Source organism: Mucilaginibacter sp. SJ, from assembly GCF_028993635.1.
Lineage (GTDB): Bacteria > Bacteroidota > Bacteroidia > Sphingobacteriales > Sphingobacteriaceae > Mucilaginibacter.
In genome coordinates, this window is record NZ_CP118631.1 from 1,745,081 (window position 1) to 1,762,991 (window position 17,911).

The window sequence follows — 17,911 nt, forward strand, 5'->3', positions numbered from 1 at the left end:
CCTTCTCGTTATTTTTTTAATGATAAAATATATTTAACGATTTCTTTGGCATCGCTTTCAGGCAATGAAGGGTGCGGGGTCATGGCTATGTTGCCCCAGTTGCCGCTACCGCCGGCGATGATCTTTTTAGCCAACATTTCGATATTAGCATCTGAAGCTTCGTATTTACCTGCTATATCCTGAAATGCAGGGCCAATAACTTTGGTGTCAACTTTATGACAGGTGCTGCAATCTAACGTTGCAATTAATTTTTCGCCGGCTGATGAACCTGCAGAACCACCTGCCGGCTCGGTACCTGTTTTTGCCACTACAGTATCGGCATCAGAGTTGGCAGCTTTAGCTGATTGGTTTGCGCCGTTAGTGCTATCGCTACCGCCGGTGCTTTTTGATGAATTTCCGCCACAGGCAGCAAAAGCCGCGCTGATACAAAGAATAACGAATACTTTTTTCATAAGAGTTTAATTGTTGTTTTCGATGATAACCTAACAGAAAACCTGTTCATTAACAATGCCCTGCTGTTTTTCATCATGTAATTTTAATTGGGTTGGTTAATGAGGCGAAAATTACAACTTTTTATCATAATTAAAGCCTCATTAAACCGATATAGCGCCTAATGAAGCGGTTTTTTTACGTGAGCGCATATAAATTACCAATCCTATAAATGCAACGATTAATGCAATCGGGATAATCAGGGTAGTATTTAATACTTCAGGACCTGCCGCCGACCGTGCTGCATCAAACGCCTTAGCCATATCCGAGCCCGCCGGCGCCGACCGGTAAGCATCCAGACTGGCGCCCGCCGGTAATTTCGAAGCCATGATTTTATCGTAAAAACCACCCATGAACATCATATAAATAGATACCCCGAACATACCGGCACCGCCCATCAGGTTTAAACCTACGGCACCTGTACGCGGCAGGTTTTCGGCCACAAAGCCTATCATGCAAGGCCAGAAGAAAGCTACCCCCAAACCAAAAACTACTGCTGCAAAATAGATAGCATCACCATGCAGGTGTACCATCAAATAAATGCCCAAAGCTGATAATATGGCCGAGATCAGCAGCACTCCCTGAGGCGCCAAACGATGAACTATCGGGCTTGCAAACGCGCGGCCCAATACCTGTACCGAGGCAACAAAAGTTAAAATAAGGATGGCGTTGTCCGTAACTGTTTTGAATAAAACGTCAGTCCACTGGTTGGTGAATAATTCGGTAATAGCTGTTCCGAACATACAAATGATCATGAACAGGAACAAGGGGTTGATCAATGCCTTATACATATCCTCGGTACTTACACCGGCAGATACACGCTCGGTAACCGGGAAATCCAATTTCGAAAACAGGTACCCATAAGCAATGGTAGGGATCAGCATCAAAGCAATTTCAACCTGCGAGATCCAATATGGTTTGGGCGATACGCCATGGGCCAAAGTGGTATCCAGTCCGAACACGATGAGTGTACCGATCACGATGCCCGCCGGGAACCATAGATGAAAGTGATTAAGCTTTGTAGTTTTATTATCTGTATATAGCGAAGCTACAAGCGGGTTACATGAAGCTTCAACCGTACCATTAGCAATACCAATCATTAAGGTAGAAAGAAACAGCGTCCAGTAGCCATTGGCAAAAATGGTAAGCAGGATCCCCACCAGGTGAAACACGAAAGCTGACACCAGCAGCTTTTTCATACCGATGATATCGACAATAAAGCCGCCTACAATGATAGCCAGCGGAAAGCCCCAGAAAGCAGTTGCTGCAATGGTGCCCAGTTGCGAAGCGTTCAAATGAAATCTTACGCCCTGGTCATTCAAAATCCCGGCACGGATACCGAATGATAATGAGGTTACCAGCAACGACAGGCAGCTTGCCCTGAATAGCTGTGTACGGTTAATAGTTTGCATTTTAAATTATTTAAGGTTATTTGATAATTGGTTAATTGGCTGTATCAAAATGCTTTTACTGAATTGTTTCAGCAGTATTTTCCGGATGGTAAATCCCATCTTTACGGGCCGGATCATTAATTACACCAAGGGCGCTGGCCTGTCACCCTGAGCTTGTCGAAGGGTCGCGCGCAGAGGCCTCTCCCACCATGCTTCGACAGGCTCAGCATGACACCCGTTTTTGATCTGGCATTTGTAGATCCATACTTACGAGGTTTTAAAAACTTCGTAAGTCTTAAATCATGTCGCCATGCTGAACTTGCTTCAGCATCCCACTTGCCAGGCAGCCATGCTAAGCACTCACATACCTATCTTATGGGGTGCCGAAACTAGTTCGGCATGACGTTTTTTTATTTTATGTTATAATAAACCCGAAATCGAAAATCCGAATTCCGAAATCAAAAAATTATATCCCCAATGTTTTTCTGTTGAAAGCGTCATCAGAACCTGATGCGGCGAAATCATCAAAAGCACGTTCCGTTACACGGATAATATGATCTTTAATGAATTGGGCACCTTCCCTTGCACCGTCTTCAGGATGTTTGAGCGCACATTCCCATTCAAGCACAGCCCATCCTTTGTAATCATATTGTGTTAATTTACTGAATATCGATTTAAAATCAACCTGACCATCACCCAATGAGCGGAAACGGCCTGCGCGGTTAACCCAGTTCTGGTAACCACCGTAAACACCCTGGCGACCTGTTGGATTAAACTCAGCATCTTTAACGTGGAACATTTTAATACGTTCATGATACAGATCGATATAATCTAAATAATCAAGGCACTGTAATACAAAATGCGATGGATCGAACAGTAAGTTGGCCCGTTTGTGGCCTTTTACATGATCAAGGAACATTTCGTAAGTGATACCATCATGCAGGTCTTCGCCCGGGTGAATTTCATAGCAAAGGTCGATCCCGTTTTCTTCGTACACATCCAGTATCGGTGTCCAGCGTTTAGCAAGTTCACCAAAAGCAGTTTCAACAATCCCGGCAGGGCGTTGCGGCCATGGGTATACCATAGGCCAAAGCAGGGCACCGCTAAAGGTAACCGAAGCATTTAAACCTAAATTTTTTGAAGCCTGCGCAGCATATTTCAATTGCTGTACAGCCCATTTTTGCCTTTCGGCCGGGTTACCACGTAAATGCTCGGGTGCGAAACCGTCGAACAGATCGTCATAAACCGGGTTTACCGCTACCAGCTGGCCTTGAAGGTGGGTTGATAGCTCAGTTATTTCTAACCCTGCGGCGTTAACTATACCTTTAATTTCATCAGCATAAGTTTTGCTTTCGGCGGCTTTTTGCAGGTCGATAAAACGGGTATCGTTTGTTGGCAGCTGCACACCTTTGTAACCTAAACCCGCTGCCCACTGGCAAATAGATTCAAGGCTGTTAAATGGTGCCGCGTCTCCTATAAACTGTGCTATAAATATGGCAGGTCCTTTTATAGTAGTCATGTCTTTTTTTTAAATAGATGGTGGATTAAATAGTGAAATCAGTCCATTTGGCATCTGATTTACCTGATGCTATCACATTTTCAATAAAGGCCATTCCTCGAACGCCTTCTTCGATACCCGGAAAATCAAGTTCTTCGGGAGTGGCCTGCTTACCTTCCAAACCTGCTTTAACTGTCAAAGCAAAATTACGGTACAGGTTGGCAAATGCCTCCAGATAACCTTCGGGGTGACCGGCAGGCGTACGTGTATTATGCTGCGCGAATGAGCTGGTATACCCCCCGCCGGTGCGCCAGGTTTCGGCAGGCTTATCGGTATACATTACAGTTAATGAGTTAGCATCGCTCTGGTGCCATTCCAAACCGCCTTTTTCACCATAAACCCTGATCTTCACATTATTTTCTTCGCCGGCTGCAATTTGGGTAGCCGTAAGCACGCCGCTTGCACCATTGTTAAATTTCAACAATGCCGCGCCATCATCATCAAGCTTGCGGCCTGCAACTACGATGTTGATATCGGCACAAATTTTAGTAACCTGTAAGCCGGTAACGTATTCGGCAAGGTTAAAGGCGTGTGTACCTATATCGCCCATGGCACCGGCAATCCCGCTTTTACCCGGATCGGTACGCCAGGAGGCTTGCTTGTTATCTTCTCCTTCTAAAAAACTGCTCAACCATCCTTGCGGATACTCAACATAAACCTTCCGTACTGTACCTATTGCACCTGCTTTGATCAATTGCTTAGCTTCCTTAACCATGGGGTAGCCTGTGTAAGTATGCGTAAGGCAAAATAGTTTGCCCGATGCACTAACTACTTTTTCCAGTTCTTTAGCTTCCTCAAGCGAAAAAGTCATGGGTTTATCAAGCACCACATGAAAACCATTTTCAAGCGCCATTTTGGTTGGGGCAAAATGTACATGGTTAGGTGTTACAATGCTGATCACCTGCACACGTTCGTTCTCGGGCAGTTGTTTTTCTTTTTCGATAAGCTCCTGGTAAGAGCTATAAGAGCGGCTTGCCGGTAAACCAAGCAAAACACCACTGGCCTGTGATTTTTCGGCATTACTGCTAAAAGCGCCGCAAACCAATTCATACTCACCATCAATACGGGCAGCTATGCGGTGTACGGCACCAATAAAGGCACCTTGTCCGCCGCCTATCATTCCTAATCTTAATTTCATTTGTTTTTGTTGGGGTTGATGTTTTTGATGATTAAACGCTTCTCAATCGATTGTATACATCAAAAACAGCATTATTACATAATGCTGTTTTTGATAGCAATTCAAATTTTGTAAAAATCAAAGGTATAATCAATTGATATTGCAATTTTTTAGGTTGCCCAGGCTTTATCACCTTTTTTGTATGGCAGGTTGCCGTCATATTTACCAGGAACGGCAATATAACGCAATGCCTGTGTGGCACCCGGTTTTGAAGTGAAGAAACCCAGCAGGGTTAATTCCTTCAGCATCCTGAAGTAATGGTTAGGATCTTCCGGTTTTTTTGTTTTGGTATATGCTTTTTGTTCTTTGTCAAGCTCGGTTAACAGTTCTGTACGTTGCTCAGGTGTAGCCTCTAAAAACTTTTTACCAAATTTTTTGTCGCTTGCATCATTCAGGTCTTTAAGGCCTTTAGTGAAAATTTTCTGATCATCGGCAGTATAGCAATCCTGTACCATTACCGTCATAAATTTGCCAATTTCGGCAGCTTTAGCACCCGGGGTTGAGGTTGCAGGCAAAATGGTTTCGCCAATTTCATCCATCAGGGCCACATCATCCTGTGTAAAAAGGTCGTTTACTTTCGGCGAAGATGGTTTACATCCGGAGATGAAGAACTCGGCGCCGATGATGGTACCGCCAAGGATCAAACCTACCCTGCCTATCGCTTCTCTTCTATTCATGTTTAATTATTGATTTAACGAATTAGTGAATTAGTTGGGGTTAGTGAATTAGTGTTTACCAAACTTACGAAGTTTTAAAAACTTCGTAAGTCTTTTCCCAACTAATCACGTATTCCTAAATTACGCTTTTAACACGAAACCTTCGCGGTAATCGCGTTTTATATATTGGTTAACAGCATCAAAGTTGGTAACTTTCATAGCCTGGTTATCCCAAACTAATTTTACCCTGCCGCCATTTAGCTCATGACCGCGAACCGCAAGGTTAGCCATCAATAAAGCCTCAGTAAGCGGACCAGCCTTATCAAACGATGAGCTTAGCTCTGTTTTACCGTAACCGGCAATACAGCCTTCAACCCACTGTGCATAGTGGCCGTTAGCGCCGCCCGGTACACGTGCCCATTTCTGCGGAGCTTTAGCGCTTTTGGTAAGCGATTTCGGCAATAATGTTGCTGCATCAGAATAGGTGCTCGCATACATTTTACCTTTTGTACCGATAAACAATGTACCGTTACCTTCTTCACCGCCAAAATCTTCGCTCGCTAATAATTCAGCAGGCCTTTCTGGTTGGATACCACCGTCCATCCAGTGCAGTGTAACATCACCTTTGGTTTTATCGGTTTTAGGGAATGTTAAGGTAATGTGGCTTGACGGAGGGCAGCTTTCAGGGAAGTGTCCTTCTTTAAACTCATCTACATAAACACTGCCAACACTGGCCTGTACATCCTTAGCATACTGAATACCCAACACCCGGAAAGGAGCTTCAACCAGGTGACAGCCCATATCGCCAAGGGCACCGGTACCGTAATCCCACCAGCCGCGCCAGTTAAATGGTACCAGTTTATCAACATAATCTTTTTTAGGTGCTGTACCCAGCCACAGGTCCCAATCCAGTTCTTTAGGAATGTTTGGTTGTGGCGGCGGCCATGCAATGCCTTGCGGCCAAACGGGGCGGTTTGTCCAGCAGTAAACAGTGTGTACATCGCCAATCAGATCGGCATCATACCATTCCGACATTAGGCGCGTACCATCATTTGATGCACCCTGGTTACCCATTTGTGTAACCACTTTATACTTTTTGGCAGCCTCTGTTAGCAAACGGGCTTCCCAGATATCATGCGTCAACGGTTTCTGAACATAAACGTGTTTGTTCAGCTGCATAGCATTATAGGTAATAATGGCGTGGTTATGATCGGGTGTTGAAACCGATACCGCGTCAAAATGCTTGTGTTCTTTGTCAAACATTTCGCGCCAGTCTTTATAATACTTTGCCTTAGGAAAATCGCTGCGTGACCTTGCCGCTCTGCGGTCGTCAACATCGCACAGGAAGGCGATCTCGGCTTTGCCGCTTTTGTAAAAATTAGCAATATCGCTTTGTCCTTTACCACCGGCACCTACGCCGGCAATCAATAACTTGTCGCTTGGAGCTATAAAACCTTTACCGCCCAAAACATGGCGCGGAACTATCATAAAACCAGCGGCCGCTATAGCGCTGCTTTTAATAAATTGGCGTCTCGACGGGTTTGGGGTTTTGTCCTTTTCTTCAGTCATAGGTGTTTTTATTAGGTTGTTTTTATGTGATGCAGATTAAATTTCGCCTTTTTTAAGGATCTCAACAGCATGGTTAGCAGCACGTGCGGTTAATGCCATATAAGTAAGCGACGGATTTTGGCAAGCTGCCGAAGTCATACATGAGCCATCGGTAACAAATACGTTCTTAGCATCCCAAACCTGGTTCCACTCGTTCAATACTGAAGTTTTTGGATCACGGCCCATACGTGCGGTACCCATTTCGTGAATACCACGGCCAAGGAACGGATTAGTGCTTGAAGTTTGTACATCTTTAGCGCCAATAGCTTCCAGCATTTCTTTGCCGTCTTTTTCCATATCGATGCGCATTTTCAGTTCATTCGCTTTCAATTCGGCATCAATAGCAACAACAGGCAAGCCCCATTTATCTTTTTTGGTTTTGTCGATGGTAACCTTGTTTTCGTGATAAGGCAATGTTTCGCCAAAAGCGCCCATACCTATATGCCATGAACCTGGTTCGGTCAATGCATCCTTAAACGCACCGCCAATGTTCAGTTCGGCAATATCACGGCTCCAGCCTTCGCGGCTTGCCGAACCCTGGTAACCGAAACCACGGATGTAATCACGCTTTTCGCCGTTAAGGTTACGGTAGCGCGGGATATAGAAACCATTTGCACGGCGGCCGAAATAATATTTATCCTCATAACCTTCAATCCGGCCATAAGCGCTAACATTAAGGTGGTGGTCCATCAGATTATGGCCAAGTTCGCCGCTGCTGCTGCCCAGGCCGCCTTCCCAAACGTCGGTAGCTGAATTCATCAGGATCCAGGCCGAGTTAATGGTTGATGCGTTTACGAATACGATCTTAGCGAAGTATTCATAAGTTTTGTTGGTTTCAGCATCCAATACCTCAACGCCTTTGGCTTTTTTGGTATCCTTATCGTACAATATTTTGGTAACGATAGACCACGGGCGTACGGTTAAATTACCTGTGGCCATAGCCGCAGGCAATGTAGCCGATTGTGTGCTGAAATAAGCGCCGAACGGACAGCCCAACCAGCATTTGTTACGGTACTGGCAGTTGGTACGGTTGTTATGCGGTACAGTGATATTAGCCGTACGACCGATGATCATGTGACGCGCTTCTTTATAAAATTCTTTCAAACGTTTTGAAACGTCTTTTTCGACCACGTTCATTTCCATAGGCGGCATAAAATCGCCATCAGGAAGGATAGGTAAACCATCTTTATTACCGGAGATCCCGGCAAATTGCTCGGCGTAGCTATACCACGGAGCGATGTCCTTGTAACGGATAGGCCAGTCGACAGCGATGCCATCTTTTAAGTTGGCTTCAAAATCAACATCAGCCCAGCGGTACGATTGGCGTCCCCACATCAGTGAGCGGCCGCCTACATGGTAACCACGGAACCAGTCGAAACGTTTAATTTCTGTATAAGGACTATCTTTATCACTTGCCCAATAGTCAAGGTTGGTTTCATTTAACGGATAGTCGCGTTTAAGAACCGGGTAATCATCAATCATTTTCTGGGTACGGCCGCCTCTGTGCGGAAATTCCCATGGGTCTTTGGTTGCGTTTACGTAATCTTTAATGTGCTCGATATTACGGCCACGCTCAAGCATGATGGTTTTCAAACCCTTTTGTGTAAGTTCCTTGGCAGCCCACCCGCCTGAAATTCCTGAGCCAATGACTATTGCGTCATAAGTGTTTGCAGACATACGAATAATATGATTAGTTTAATTTGTTTACTACTTGGTTATCTCGTTAAATGTATGAATAAAATTCATTTTCCAAATATTACATTGTGTTTTTTTTACACGAAGCCTTTAGTTGCAGTAGCACCGGCAGTAAGTTTTAGTAGCAGTAGCACTGGCAGTTGCAGTTAGTTTCCCCTACATATTTGCTGTTTTTCTACAACTTTTATTTTTAAATAACTGCTACTTTTCACTGCAACTGCTACTATTTAAATAACCGCCACTCAAAACTACACTATATATTCCCCTTCTTCATCTCGCTCATGGCATAATCGGCGGCCCTTGCCGTAAAGGCCATATAAGTTAATGACGGATTTTGGCACGAGGTTGATGTCATGCTGGCGCCGTCGGTAACAAATACGTTTTTAACGCTGTGCACCTGGTTCCATTTGTTCAAAATCGATGTTTTGGGATCATTCCCCATGCGGGCACCGCCCATTTCATGAATATCAAGCCCCGGTGCCCGTTTATCGGTACTGGCTTTAATGTTAGTAAAGCCCGCGCTGGTGAACATCTCGGTTAACTGCTCCACATAATCCTTCTTCATCTTCTCATCGTTATCGTCGTAATCAATGTTCATCTTTAATAATGGTACGCCCCAGGCATCTTTTTGCTTATCATCAAGGCTTACAAAATTGCTTTCCTTCGGGATGGTTTCGCCCATCATATGTGAGCCTACACGCCATGGGCCGAGCTCTTTATTAGCCAGGTTGTCTTTCAGACTGCTGCCTACGCCGTCCCAACTACGCTGCGGGAAACGGTATGCGCTAAAACCCGAAGCATAGCCACGCAAAAAGTCGGTTTCTTGTTTGTACACATTCCTGAACCTTGGAATATACCCCCCACCGGCAGGATTACGCCCATCAGTTGTCCATTCTTTAGCGCCATCATACTCGGCGCCAATATGGGCCGAATAATTATGGAAAGCTACATATTTACCCAGCACGCCGCTATCATTGCCCAAACCATTAGGGAAACGGTGCGATTTGGAATTAAGCAATATCAGGTTGGTATTTAACGCCGCGGCATTGACGAATATTACTTTGGCATAATAGTCGATAGCTTCTTTGGTATTGGTATCAATAACCCGCACACCGGTAGCTTTGCCCAGTTTATCATCATATATAATAGATTCCACTACCGAAAACGGCCTTAATGCTGCATGACCGGATTTTAAAGCCCAGGGAATAGTAGTAGCGTTAGCGCTGAAATAGCCTCCAAACGGGCAGCCACGCTCACAGATCGTTCTCCTTTGGCATTGTACCCTGCCCTGATCCAGATGGATTTGGTTAGGGGTTGACAGGTGGGCGCAACGAGCGCTGATCACGTAACGGTTTTTATAATTACTTTTTACGTGCTTGCTAAAATATTCTTCAACAGTATTTAACGGGAATGCGGGTAAAAACTCACCATCGGGCAATTCGGGAATACCATCACGGTTGCCGGAGATCCCTGCAAACTTCTCTACATAACTATACCATGGCGCAATATCTTTATAACGGATAGGCCAGTCCACCGCGAAACCATCACGGGCGGGACCTTCAAAATCAAAATCGCTCCAGCGCTGGGTTTGACGTGCCCAAAGCAGGGATTTACCGCCCACCTGGTAGCCGCGGATCCAATCGAAGGGTTTATCCTGTATGTAGGGGTGTTCGGCATCTTTAACAAAAAAATGCGCGGCGCTTTCTCCAAAAGCATAACAGCGATTTACAATAGGATTGGCTTCTTGTACAGCCATCGGCAATTCGCCCCGGTGTTCAAACTCCCAGGGGTACATATTGGTAGTAGGGTAATCCTTAATATGCTTCACATCGCGGCCACGCTCCAATATCAGCGTTTTGAGTCCTTTGTCCGCAAACTCTTTAGCAGCCCATCCCCCACTCATACCCGAGCCAATTACTATCGCGTCGAAAGTGCGTTCCTTAACGCTGTCGATATTTAAATTAGCCATTACTTATACTGCTTGCTTTGGTTTATAAGGAAAATGCGCGTTGTACCTGCCCGGCACAAGCTCATAAACCACTATGTTGGTCATGAAATATTTTGAATTGGTGTAACCGTTTATGGTTTGCCTTTTTACCATACCGTAAAACTTCTTAAGCTCGGGCGAATATTTGCCGACAGAAGGTGTGGCAGGTGCAGCATCTTTTTTATCACTGTTTTTCCTGGCCACCTCTTCTTCCGCTTTACCTTCTTTTTCTATATCCAGCAAAAACGCTTCACGGGTTTTAACATCGAGCTGATTAAACGTTTTACTATATAATTTCTGAGAATGATCTGCGAAATGACCCATGCCGGTTACAAACTCCTGCTGATCTTCCTTTTTATAGCAGTCATCCACCATTTTCAATACAAATAAATGGAGCAGCAGGTCTTTCGCACCCGGCGTTGTTGTTTTGGGGGTGATTGCTTCGGCAACGTCACCTATCAGCTGCTCCTGTTCGGCACTGATATCGATATTCTTAAGTGCAACTTTTGATTTTGCTTTATCCTGCGAACAGGCCGGGAGCAATGCAGCCCCCCCTATTATTAAAGCCAGGTTTTTAATGACGGTACGCCGGTCCATTGTTTAAACTAAATTGTTTTAGCGAAGCCCATTTATCTGCCACAAAACTTTTAGCTTATTGAACAGGTAACGAGAAAGGCTTAATATGATTTATAACGTGCTCCCAAACTTAATAATTACAATTCAAAATCAAAGGCTGTAAAAATTAATTTCACGGGGTGTAAGTTAGTCTTATACTATTAATAGCCCCATTTTTTCATGATTTGTAAATTAATTTTTACACAATCGATTGGGTCTTTGCCCTGGTATGCTTCCTGCTCAATAATGAACAAGGAGGTGCCGCCTTTTTTTGCCCCGGCCTTTACAATATCTCTAACCGGCAGGATCCCCGCGCCTAAAATAGTGCTTTCGGTATCATCGCCATTATGGGGCGGTACTTTAATTTCGTCCTTTACGTGCATGGACTGGAACCGGCCGGGATATTTATTGATAAACTCCAACGCTCTGCCACCGGTAGTGTACATGTTGCCGATGTCTATTTGCTGGGCCACCAAAGCCGGATCGGTATTTTGGATGATATAATCATAAAGGGTGATATCGCCCACTTTGGTACTGATCTCAAAGTTATGGTTATGGTAGCCAAACATCATTGACGATTGCTTGCAAAGCTCACCACACTTGTTAAACTGCTCCATGGTGCGTTTCAGGGCATCGGTATCTGTACGTACCTTTTCATCAAGCCAAGGGCTTATTACAAACTTTTGCCCCATGGTGGCCGCGTCTTCAACGGTATATTTCCACGCATCGGTAAAATCATTTTTGGCTGCATCCCAGTGCTGAGGTGTCATTACGGTATGGCCGCTTGGCATTTTAAGGTCAAGGTCGGCCAGGATCTTTTTAAATTCTTTAGCGGTATAGCCGTAAAATTTCCGGTCGATATAGTTAGCATGCTCCACATGGGCGTAACCAGCATCAGCAATTTTTTTCAACGTCCCCTGCGGATCGGCCTTCATGGCATCGCGTACGCTGTAAAGCTGCACCCCTACCCGTTTAAGCTTATTATCCGTAGCGGCAAATAAACTATCAGGAAGTAGCGCCGCCCCGGCAACTGCGAGCGCGCCGGTTTTTAAAAATGATCTGCGTGATGTATACATGGTTATATGTTTAAGGTTATTTTGCTATAGGAAATACAGGGAACAATAAATCAGAATTACTTACAAATGCCAGGTGCTTGCTATCCGGCGCCCATGAAGGGGTGTTGATAGTACCCTGACCGCCGTATAAATAGGCAACCACTTTTGACGGGCCTCCCCCTACCGGCATCAGCCTTAAATATACATGCTTATAAAATGGATGGTCGTTAGGGGCCACTTCGCTTTTGAGGAAGGTAATATATACGATCCATTTACCATCGGGCGAGATATGCGGAAACCAGTTGTTATAATCATCGTTAGTTAATTGCGTTTGTTCACTGCCGTCGGCTTTCATACGCCAGATCTGCATCAGGCCGCTGCGTACCGAGTTAAAGTAGATGTATTTTCCATCGGGCGAATATTCGGGACCATCATCCAAACCGGGCGTAGTGGTAAGCCTTTCTTCAGGCCCGCCTCCTGCCGGGATCCGGTACACATCATACTCTTTGTTACGCTCTCCGCAAAAAACGAGGTATTTATTATCAGGCGACCAGCCATGCATATAACTTGGCCCATGCCCTGTTTGTGTTACCCGGGTAGCTTCGCCACCTGCCGATGACACGGTGTAACCAATAGAAGGCCCGCCATCCCCGCTGCTGATGACCAGCATTTTACCATCAAACGAAAGCACATGATCATTATTATTGTTTTTAGCGATGCCTGTATTCAGCAACTTTGGTGTATGCGATTTCAGATCGAATTTAAAAAGCGAACCTTCGCTGTTATAAATGAGTGATTTGCCATCAACCGTCCAGTTTGGGGCCTGGAGTGATTTAGGCGATTGATAAACCACTGTTGCGTTCTGGCTTTCGAGATCAAGCAACTCAATGGCGCTGCCTAAGTATTGTTTATAAGGAATCAATGAGGCCGGCGCGGGTGTAACTATACGTACGTTATTGAATACCGCTTTTTCGGTAACATCTGCATTATGTGAGCAAATGAAGATGCCTGCATAAACATCGTCACCCAGGTCAAGACCGGTTACCTCCTCGCTCACAAAGAGATCGCCTTTGCGGGCTACGGACATAGTGTAGGTATTACCTTTACGTTCCAGTTGGATCACGTCGGCGGCTGTGATGGGTGCTTTCTTTTCTTCAGTGATGCCGCTTACCGTTTTACGGTATTGCAGCGAGGTTAAGCCATCGCCATGAACAACAGCATTAATATGTTTTGAATTTGAATCGAGCGTAGTGCGAACCATTAGTCCAACCTTGCGGTGTGCTTCAACACCTTTACCTATAAAAGCAGCGTTGGTGCGCAAAATGAAATCGCCTTTCATTTTCTTCCACACAAAGTGAAAATCATCATGCGTAGCCCAGATATTCTGGCCCGAACCGGTAAGCGTATATTGCTGTAGTTTAGCATCATATACACCGCTGCCCTGATGCTTGACCGTACCAACATCGGTTTGGCCTTCAAAAACCCCGGGATTTTGTGCGTCTGCATTAAAAACAGACAAGGAAAGACACGTGAAGCTTACAATAACACTGAATATTTTACTGCGCATTGGTTTTAAGGCATTTAGTGTTGTACGATAATCGGTTCACTAAAGGTATATAATCAATTTACAATTAAGATAGTACTATTTTAACTTTTCTCCACTTTTTTAACATATAACCAGATTTTTACAAAGTGTAATTTTAACACGGAGCGAAACTCGTTGTTGGTGTTGTTACACCGCATACTACGATGACGGGTTAACAAAGGTCAACATAAATTCGAATGATTTTAATGCAAATAATTAATAATCAACAACTTAATTAAAACAAGAATAACTCATACCATTGTTGGTCTTGTCACCATAGGTGTTCGGAAGAAATAAGAAAAGCGTTGGATAGTGCGATTCCCTACTAAGGGAGAGTCAAGGGCGGGTTTCATCGCCTTACCTATTCTGTTTTAATAGCGGATCCCCCCTTCCTGCCGCTATGTATTCTTGCCACACTCTTTCCAAAGGTTTAAATTTACCCACAAAACTTGTCGCTTAAACAGCAAGGCGTCGTGTTTGGCCCTCTGGGGCAAAGGATATTCTATAACTTTACGAGCTACAACCCATTTGCACCCCTGGTGCACCTGTCCATCAGCAATTAATATATGTTTATTAAATTGTAAAAATCCCCCGGAGGGGGAAAAGGTTTGCAGAAATAACGTCACACCCCCTTATCCGAACCCCAGAGGGGTTCAACTTATAAAGATTACCCAATTTGGCTATCGCTTTTGTCGGTTAACTTAAACCCAAGGGTAGGGAATTAAAAAATCCTCCTAACACCTATGGTCTTGTCACCATCAACAGCAGCAAACGTTGTAAATACAGGCCTCCTCGTTAATAAAAAAGCCACAGCAATCATCTCACTGCGGCTTTCGATATCTCAAAAGAGCAACTTATTCTCCCGCTACCAATATTTCAGTAACCGGTATAGCTACCGGTACACCAACCGGAACAGGCGTACAATATTCCTTCAAAAAATCAGCTTTAGAGTCGCGGTATGAGCTTACAGCTCCCAGTATGCTCATCATTTTAATGTAACACCAGGCCAAATCAAACTGATATGGTTTAAAGCCGGAACGTGCACTTTTAGGATACAAGTGGTGGTTATTATGCCACTCTCCGGCAACATAGCCCGGCCATAATTGATTAATGGACATATCCTCGCGGTTATGGTCAATACCTTCGCGGCGCATATCTTTTCCTTTGCCGTGACCTTCGTAATTAAATGTACGTACACCAACTGCCCAGATGCCGGCAGAGCCAAATACAGCACAGGCCAATGCCGGTCCGCCTAAAAGATAAAAAGCTGTAAACCAAAAACCCCAGTTTAAAATGATACTAACTATAGTGCGGGTTGGATTAGCCAGGGTGCCCCATTTTTGATACTGCCTGTACGTATTTGTAGTTACCCCGGTGTGTTTCATCAGGTTAACGCATTTTTTATAATGCACCTCGTCCATATCGCGGGCTATAGGCTGGTGGTTAACATCGGCCAAAAAGCAATACATAAAACCGCCCTGGGCATTGTAAGGGTCGCCCGGCTGATCAGATAAAGCATGATGTACATGATGTGATACCGCATAGATCTCTTCGGGAATGATTTTAAGCGTAAGGTTTTGCGTAAAAAATCTCCAGAAGTTATTTTTAAAGCTATAAGCCCCATGTGTACAATACCGGTGATGCCAGATAGTGCCGTGAGTGCCCATAATGATCATTCCATACACAAAGGCAACAATAAGGCCTGTAATACTGAAATATTTAAAGATGAACAGGCCTAAAAACGGAACTAAAGCCAGCACCAGCGACCAGCTTAAAAACGAAAGCCAATTCTTTTTATCCCTGAATACGTTCAGACGTTTAAAAAATTCTTTTACAATTTGTTTGTTAGTGGGTTTTGAGAGGTTGCCAAGTTCATCTGTCCAACCATATGCAGGTGGTTCGAGCACAGTGTTTAAAAATGCCATTAAGTGTTTGGGAGATTAGTTTAAAGAGTGGGGAATATTTGTCTATTTTGTCACAATATAGTAAAAAGTACTTACTGCTTATACGTAACAACGGGATAAATAGATTTAAATTACCCAACAAATGATTAAAAATTTTTCAAAATAATTAAATTTCTTTATAGGAAATTATAAAAGTTAATATCAGCCATATATTACTTAATAAGCATTAAACGGATAAAAAAACACTGATTTTAAACAGGAATAATTTTTGAGGAAAGTTTAATCTGTTACCAAAGGAAGGCTAAAACTGAAGGTGCTGCCCCTGTTTATTTCTGAATGTACCCAAAGCCTGCCGCCGTTAAACTCAATAAGCTCCTTGCATAAAAACAAACCTATGCCGGTGCCTTTCTCGCCGGAAGTGCCTGTGGCTGTGTATTTCGTATTAAGGTTAAATAACTTGCCAAGTTTTTCTGCAGGAATCCCGTTGCCTGTATCGTTAACACTGATCACCAACATGCCTTCATCAACGGTGCTCAATAAACTAACAATACCGTAATTGCCCGTAAACTTAATAGCGTTGCTAACCAGGTTACTCAAAACCACTTTTACATGTCGTTCATCAGCCTGTACGCACATCCCGGGTAAAGCCATGTTTTCAAACCTGATATTTTTTTGTTGAAAAAGGTAACTAAAGATCCTCCCGATTTCAATGCCAATTAAATAAATGTCGACTGCCGATGCCTCAAGATTAACGCCTTTGATCTGGCTGCCTGCCCATTCAAGCAGGTTTGAAAGGGTTAATTCGGCACCCTGTACTACCGGCTCTATTTCCTTCATCAGGTCCTGAACTTCATTATCGCTTAAAACACGGGTATTGTATAAACGTAATATGGAATTCAGATTAGCAAGCGGTGTACGCAAATCATGCCCTATTACAGCCAGTAACTTATCTTTAAGATTATTAATATTTGCCAGGTTCACCGATTGTTCTTCTATCAGTTCTTTTTGAATTAACAGGGCTTTATGCTGCTTACGCATCCGGTTATTTAAAACCCGTTTTTGTTTATAAAGGTAATAGGTAACCGACAAAGCCAATATTACAACCAGCAATGAAATAAGGAGTGTAATAATTATAACCTTTTGCAAATGAATTTTTTCTCGGTATTGCCCTGCCTTTTGCTCAATAGCGGCAATGGCATTAAGACGGCTGTTGAGCTCAAAATAACCCTGTATAAGCTCGGTACTTTTACGCTTATTGGCAGCACTAAGACTATCAAGCGCCTGGGTAAATTTTTTTTGATAGGCTAACGACTGCACCATATCATGCTTTTGCTCAAAGCTGTAGGCTATGGTTTTATAAGCCGACGAGATGCCATCCATAACACCAATGCTATCGGATAAAGCAGCACCTTTTTTTGCAAGGTTAATGGCTTTGTCAAACTGGCTTAACGAATTGTAAATAACAGCACGTTCAATAAATGAGATAGCCCTTAAACGCTTATTATTAACAACATAACTCATTTGCAGGGCAGTGTCTGAATAAGCGACGGCCTGTTGATATTGTCCCTTTAAACGATAAGCGTTAGCCAGCCGGCTGTATAATATACATATCGCGGGCTGGTCATTTACCGTACGGCTAAGCTGCATGGCAAGTTTGGCAAGCGCAATGCCTTTATCATATTGTTTAAGCCTGGCGTAAACAAATGAACGTTCGTTATAAACTTCGGCAAGCATTTTTGGATCATGGCCTGCAAAGCGGGTGGCTATGTCTAAATTTTTTATGGCCTTGCTATAGTTTTGCAAATCTGTATAAGCCCTGCCCATGGAGCTATAACAGTGGGCCAGTAACAGCGGCTTGTTTTTGGGCAGATAATTTAAAGCCGAATTAAAATAAAACAAACTGATAGGATAGTATGACTGCGACCAGTAAACATGCCCTAAATTTAAAAAAGCGGCGCCCGTACCTTCATTATATTTCATTTTTTCCGAAAGCAGTAGGGCATGCTCAGCTCTTATCCTTGCCTCGTAGGGGGCACCAACATAGGTTTCCTCAACAAGTTTGTTAAGGCTGTCGATGGTTTTGATTAGTGACGGCGATTTTTTCGGCTCAATTCCGCTTGCTTTTTGCGCATAAACAGTACTATGCATCAATAACAGCAATAATAAACCAAAGGGCCTTGTCATTCGCTAA

The 17,911-nt window shown here is 43.9% G+C and carries 13 protein-coding genes; all 13 read right to left on the bottom strand.

All coding sequences use genetic code 11. The features are described 5' to 3' along the window. Nucleotides 1-8: 8 nt before the first annotated feature. The 13 genes from MusilaSJ_RS06870 to MusilaSJ_RS06930 all read right to left on the bottom strand — a co-directional run bounded on the left by MusilaSJ_RS06870 (nt 9) and on the right by MusilaSJ_RS06930 (nt 17,904). On the bottom strand, nt 9-452 hold the full coding sequence (locus MusilaSJ_RS06870) for a c-type cytochrome (RefSeq protein WP_274989296.1): 444 nt from the start codon (nt 450-452) through the stop codon (nt 9-11). A 141-nt stretch (nt 453-593) separates the two neighbouring features. After that, the gene (locus MusilaSJ_RS06875; RefSeq protein WP_112657970.1) at nt 594-1,901 is read right to left on the bottom strand and encodes an MFS transporter; all 1,308 of its coding nucleotides are present in this window, start codon (nt 1,899-1,901) and stop codon (nt 594-596) included. Between the two features lie 445 nt (nt 1,902-2,346). Further along, on the bottom strand, nt 2,347-3,399 hold the full coding sequence (locus MusilaSJ_RS06880) for a sugar phosphate isomerase/epimerase family protein (protein WP_112657968.1): 1,053 nt from the start codon (nt 3,397-3,399) through the stop codon (nt 2,347-2,349). A 25-nt stretch (nt 3,400-3,424) separates the two neighbouring features. Continuing rightward, a complete protein-coding gene (locus MusilaSJ_RS06885) occupies nt 3,425-4,576 on the bottom strand; it encodes a Gfo/Idh/MocA family protein (RefSeq protein ID WP_243770749.1) in 1,152 nt (383 codons plus the stop codon). A gap of 149 nt (nt 4,577-4,725) precedes the next feature. Beyond that, nucleotides 4,726-5,292, bottom strand: coding sequence for a gluconate 2-dehydrogenase subunit 3 family protein (locus tag MusilaSJ_RS06890; RefSeq protein WP_090524595.1), 567 nt, complete (start codon nt 5,290-5,292; stop codon nt 4,726-4,728). A gap of 120 nt (nt 5,293-5,412) precedes the next feature. After that, nucleotides 5,413-6,840, bottom strand: coding sequence for a Gfo/Idh/MocA family protein (locus MusilaSJ_RS06895; RefSeq protein ID WP_091175426.1), 1,428 nt, complete (start codon nt 6,838-6,840; stop codon nt 5,413-5,415). Nucleotides 6,841-6,876: 36 nt separating this feature from the next. Further along, nucleotides 6,877-8,556 (bottom strand): GMC oxidoreductase, encoded by a 1,680-nt coding sequence (locus MusilaSJ_RS06900; RefSeq protein WP_090524591.1) that lies wholly within the window; start codon nt 8,554-8,556, stop codon nt 6,877-6,879. A 271-nt stretch (nt 8,557-8,827) separates the two neighbouring features. Next, nucleotides 8,828-10,543, bottom strand: coding sequence for a GMC oxidoreductase (locus MusilaSJ_RS06905; RefSeq protein WP_274989297.1), 1,716 nt, complete (start codon nt 10,541-10,543; stop codon nt 8,828-8,830). Between the two features lie 3 nt (nt 10,544-10,546). Continuing rightward, complete coding sequence (locus tag MusilaSJ_RS06910) at nt 10,547-11,158, bottom strand: gluconate 2-dehydrogenase subunit 3 family protein (RefSeq protein ID WP_274989298.1); 612 nt, start codon at nt 11,156-11,158, stop codon at nt 10,547-10,549. A 179-nt stretch (nt 11,159-11,337) separates the two neighbouring features. Then, a complete protein-coding gene (locus MusilaSJ_RS06915) occupies nt 11,338-12,252 on the bottom strand; it encodes a sugar phosphate isomerase/epimerase family protein (RefSeq protein WP_274989299.1) in 915 nt (304 codons plus the stop codon). A gap of 16 nt (nt 12,253-12,268) precedes the next feature. After that, complete coding sequence (locus MusilaSJ_RS06920; protein ID WP_274989300.1) at nt 12,269-13,798, bottom strand: TolB family protein; 1,530 nt, start codon at nt 13,796-13,798, stop codon at nt 12,269-12,271. Between the two features lie 872 nt (nt 13,799-14,670). After that, nucleotides 14,671-15,741 carry a fatty acid desaturase gene (locus MusilaSJ_RS06925; RefSeq protein ID WP_274989301.1) on the bottom strand — a complete coding sequence of 357 codons (1,071 nt, stop codon included), beginning with the start codon at nt 15,739-15,741 and terminating at the stop codon, nt 14,671-14,673. A 258-nt stretch (nt 15,742-15,999) separates the two neighbouring features. Continuing rightward, complete coding sequence (locus MusilaSJ_RS06930) at nt 16,000-17,904, bottom strand: tetratricopeptide repeat-containing sensor histidine kinase (protein WP_274989302.1); 1,905 nt, start codon at nt 17,902-17,904, stop codon at nt 16,000-16,002. Nucleotides 17,905-17,911: the final 7 nt, after the last annotated feature.

Excerpts from the sequence above, each read along its gene's own strand:
- MusilaSJ_RS06870 (WP_274989296.1), bottom strand. The coding sequence starts at position 452 with ATGAAAAAAGTATTCGTTATTCTTTGTATCAGCGCGGCTTTTGCTGCC.
- MusilaSJ_RS06875 (WP_112657970.1), bottom strand. The coding sequence starts at position 1,901 with ATGCAAACTATTAACCGTACACAGCTATTCAGGGCAAGCTGCCTGTCG.
- MusilaSJ_RS06880 (WP_112657968.1), bottom strand. The coding sequence starts at position 3,399 with ATGACTACTATAAAAGGACCTGCCATATTTATAGCACAGTTTATAGGA.
- MusilaSJ_RS06885 (WP_243770749.1), bottom strand. The coding sequence starts at position 4,576 with ATGAAATTAAGATTAGGAATGATAGGCGGCGGACAAGGTGCCTTTATT.
- MusilaSJ_RS06890 (WP_090524595.1), bottom strand. The coding sequence starts at position 5,292 with ATGAATAGAAGAGAAGCGATAGGCAGGGTAGGTTTGATCCTTGGCGGT.
- MusilaSJ_RS06895 (WP_091175426.1), bottom strand. The coding sequence starts at position 6,840 with ATGACTGAAGAAAAGGACAAAACCCCAAACCCGTCGAGACGCCAATTT.
- MusilaSJ_RS06900 (WP_090524591.1), bottom strand. The coding sequence starts at position 8,556 with ATGTCTGCAAACACTTATGACGCAATAGTCATTGGCTCAGGAATTTCA.
- MusilaSJ_RS06905 (WP_274989297.1), bottom strand. The coding sequence starts at position 10,543 with ATGGCTAATTTAAATATCGACAGCGTTAAGGAACGCACTTTCGACGCG.
- MusilaSJ_RS06910 (WP_274989298.1), bottom strand. The coding sequence starts at position 11,158 with ATGGACCGGCGTACCGTCATTAAAAACCTGGCTTTAATAATAGGGGGG.
- MusilaSJ_RS06915 (WP_274989299.1), bottom strand. The coding sequence starts at position 12,252 with ATGTATACATCACGCAGATCATTTTTAAAAACCGGCGCGCTCGCAGTT.
- MusilaSJ_RS06920 (WP_274989300.1), bottom strand. The coding sequence starts at position 13,798 with ATGCGCAGTAAAATATTCAGTGTTATTGTAAGCTTCACGTGTCTTTCC.
- MusilaSJ_RS06925 (WP_274989301.1), bottom strand. The coding sequence starts at position 15,741 with ATGGCATTTTTAAACACTGTGCTCGAACCACCTGCATATGGTTGGACA.
- MusilaSJ_RS06930 (WP_274989302.1), bottom strand. The coding sequence starts at position 17,904 with ATGACAAGGCCCTTTGGTTTATTATTGCTGTTATTGATGCATAGTACT.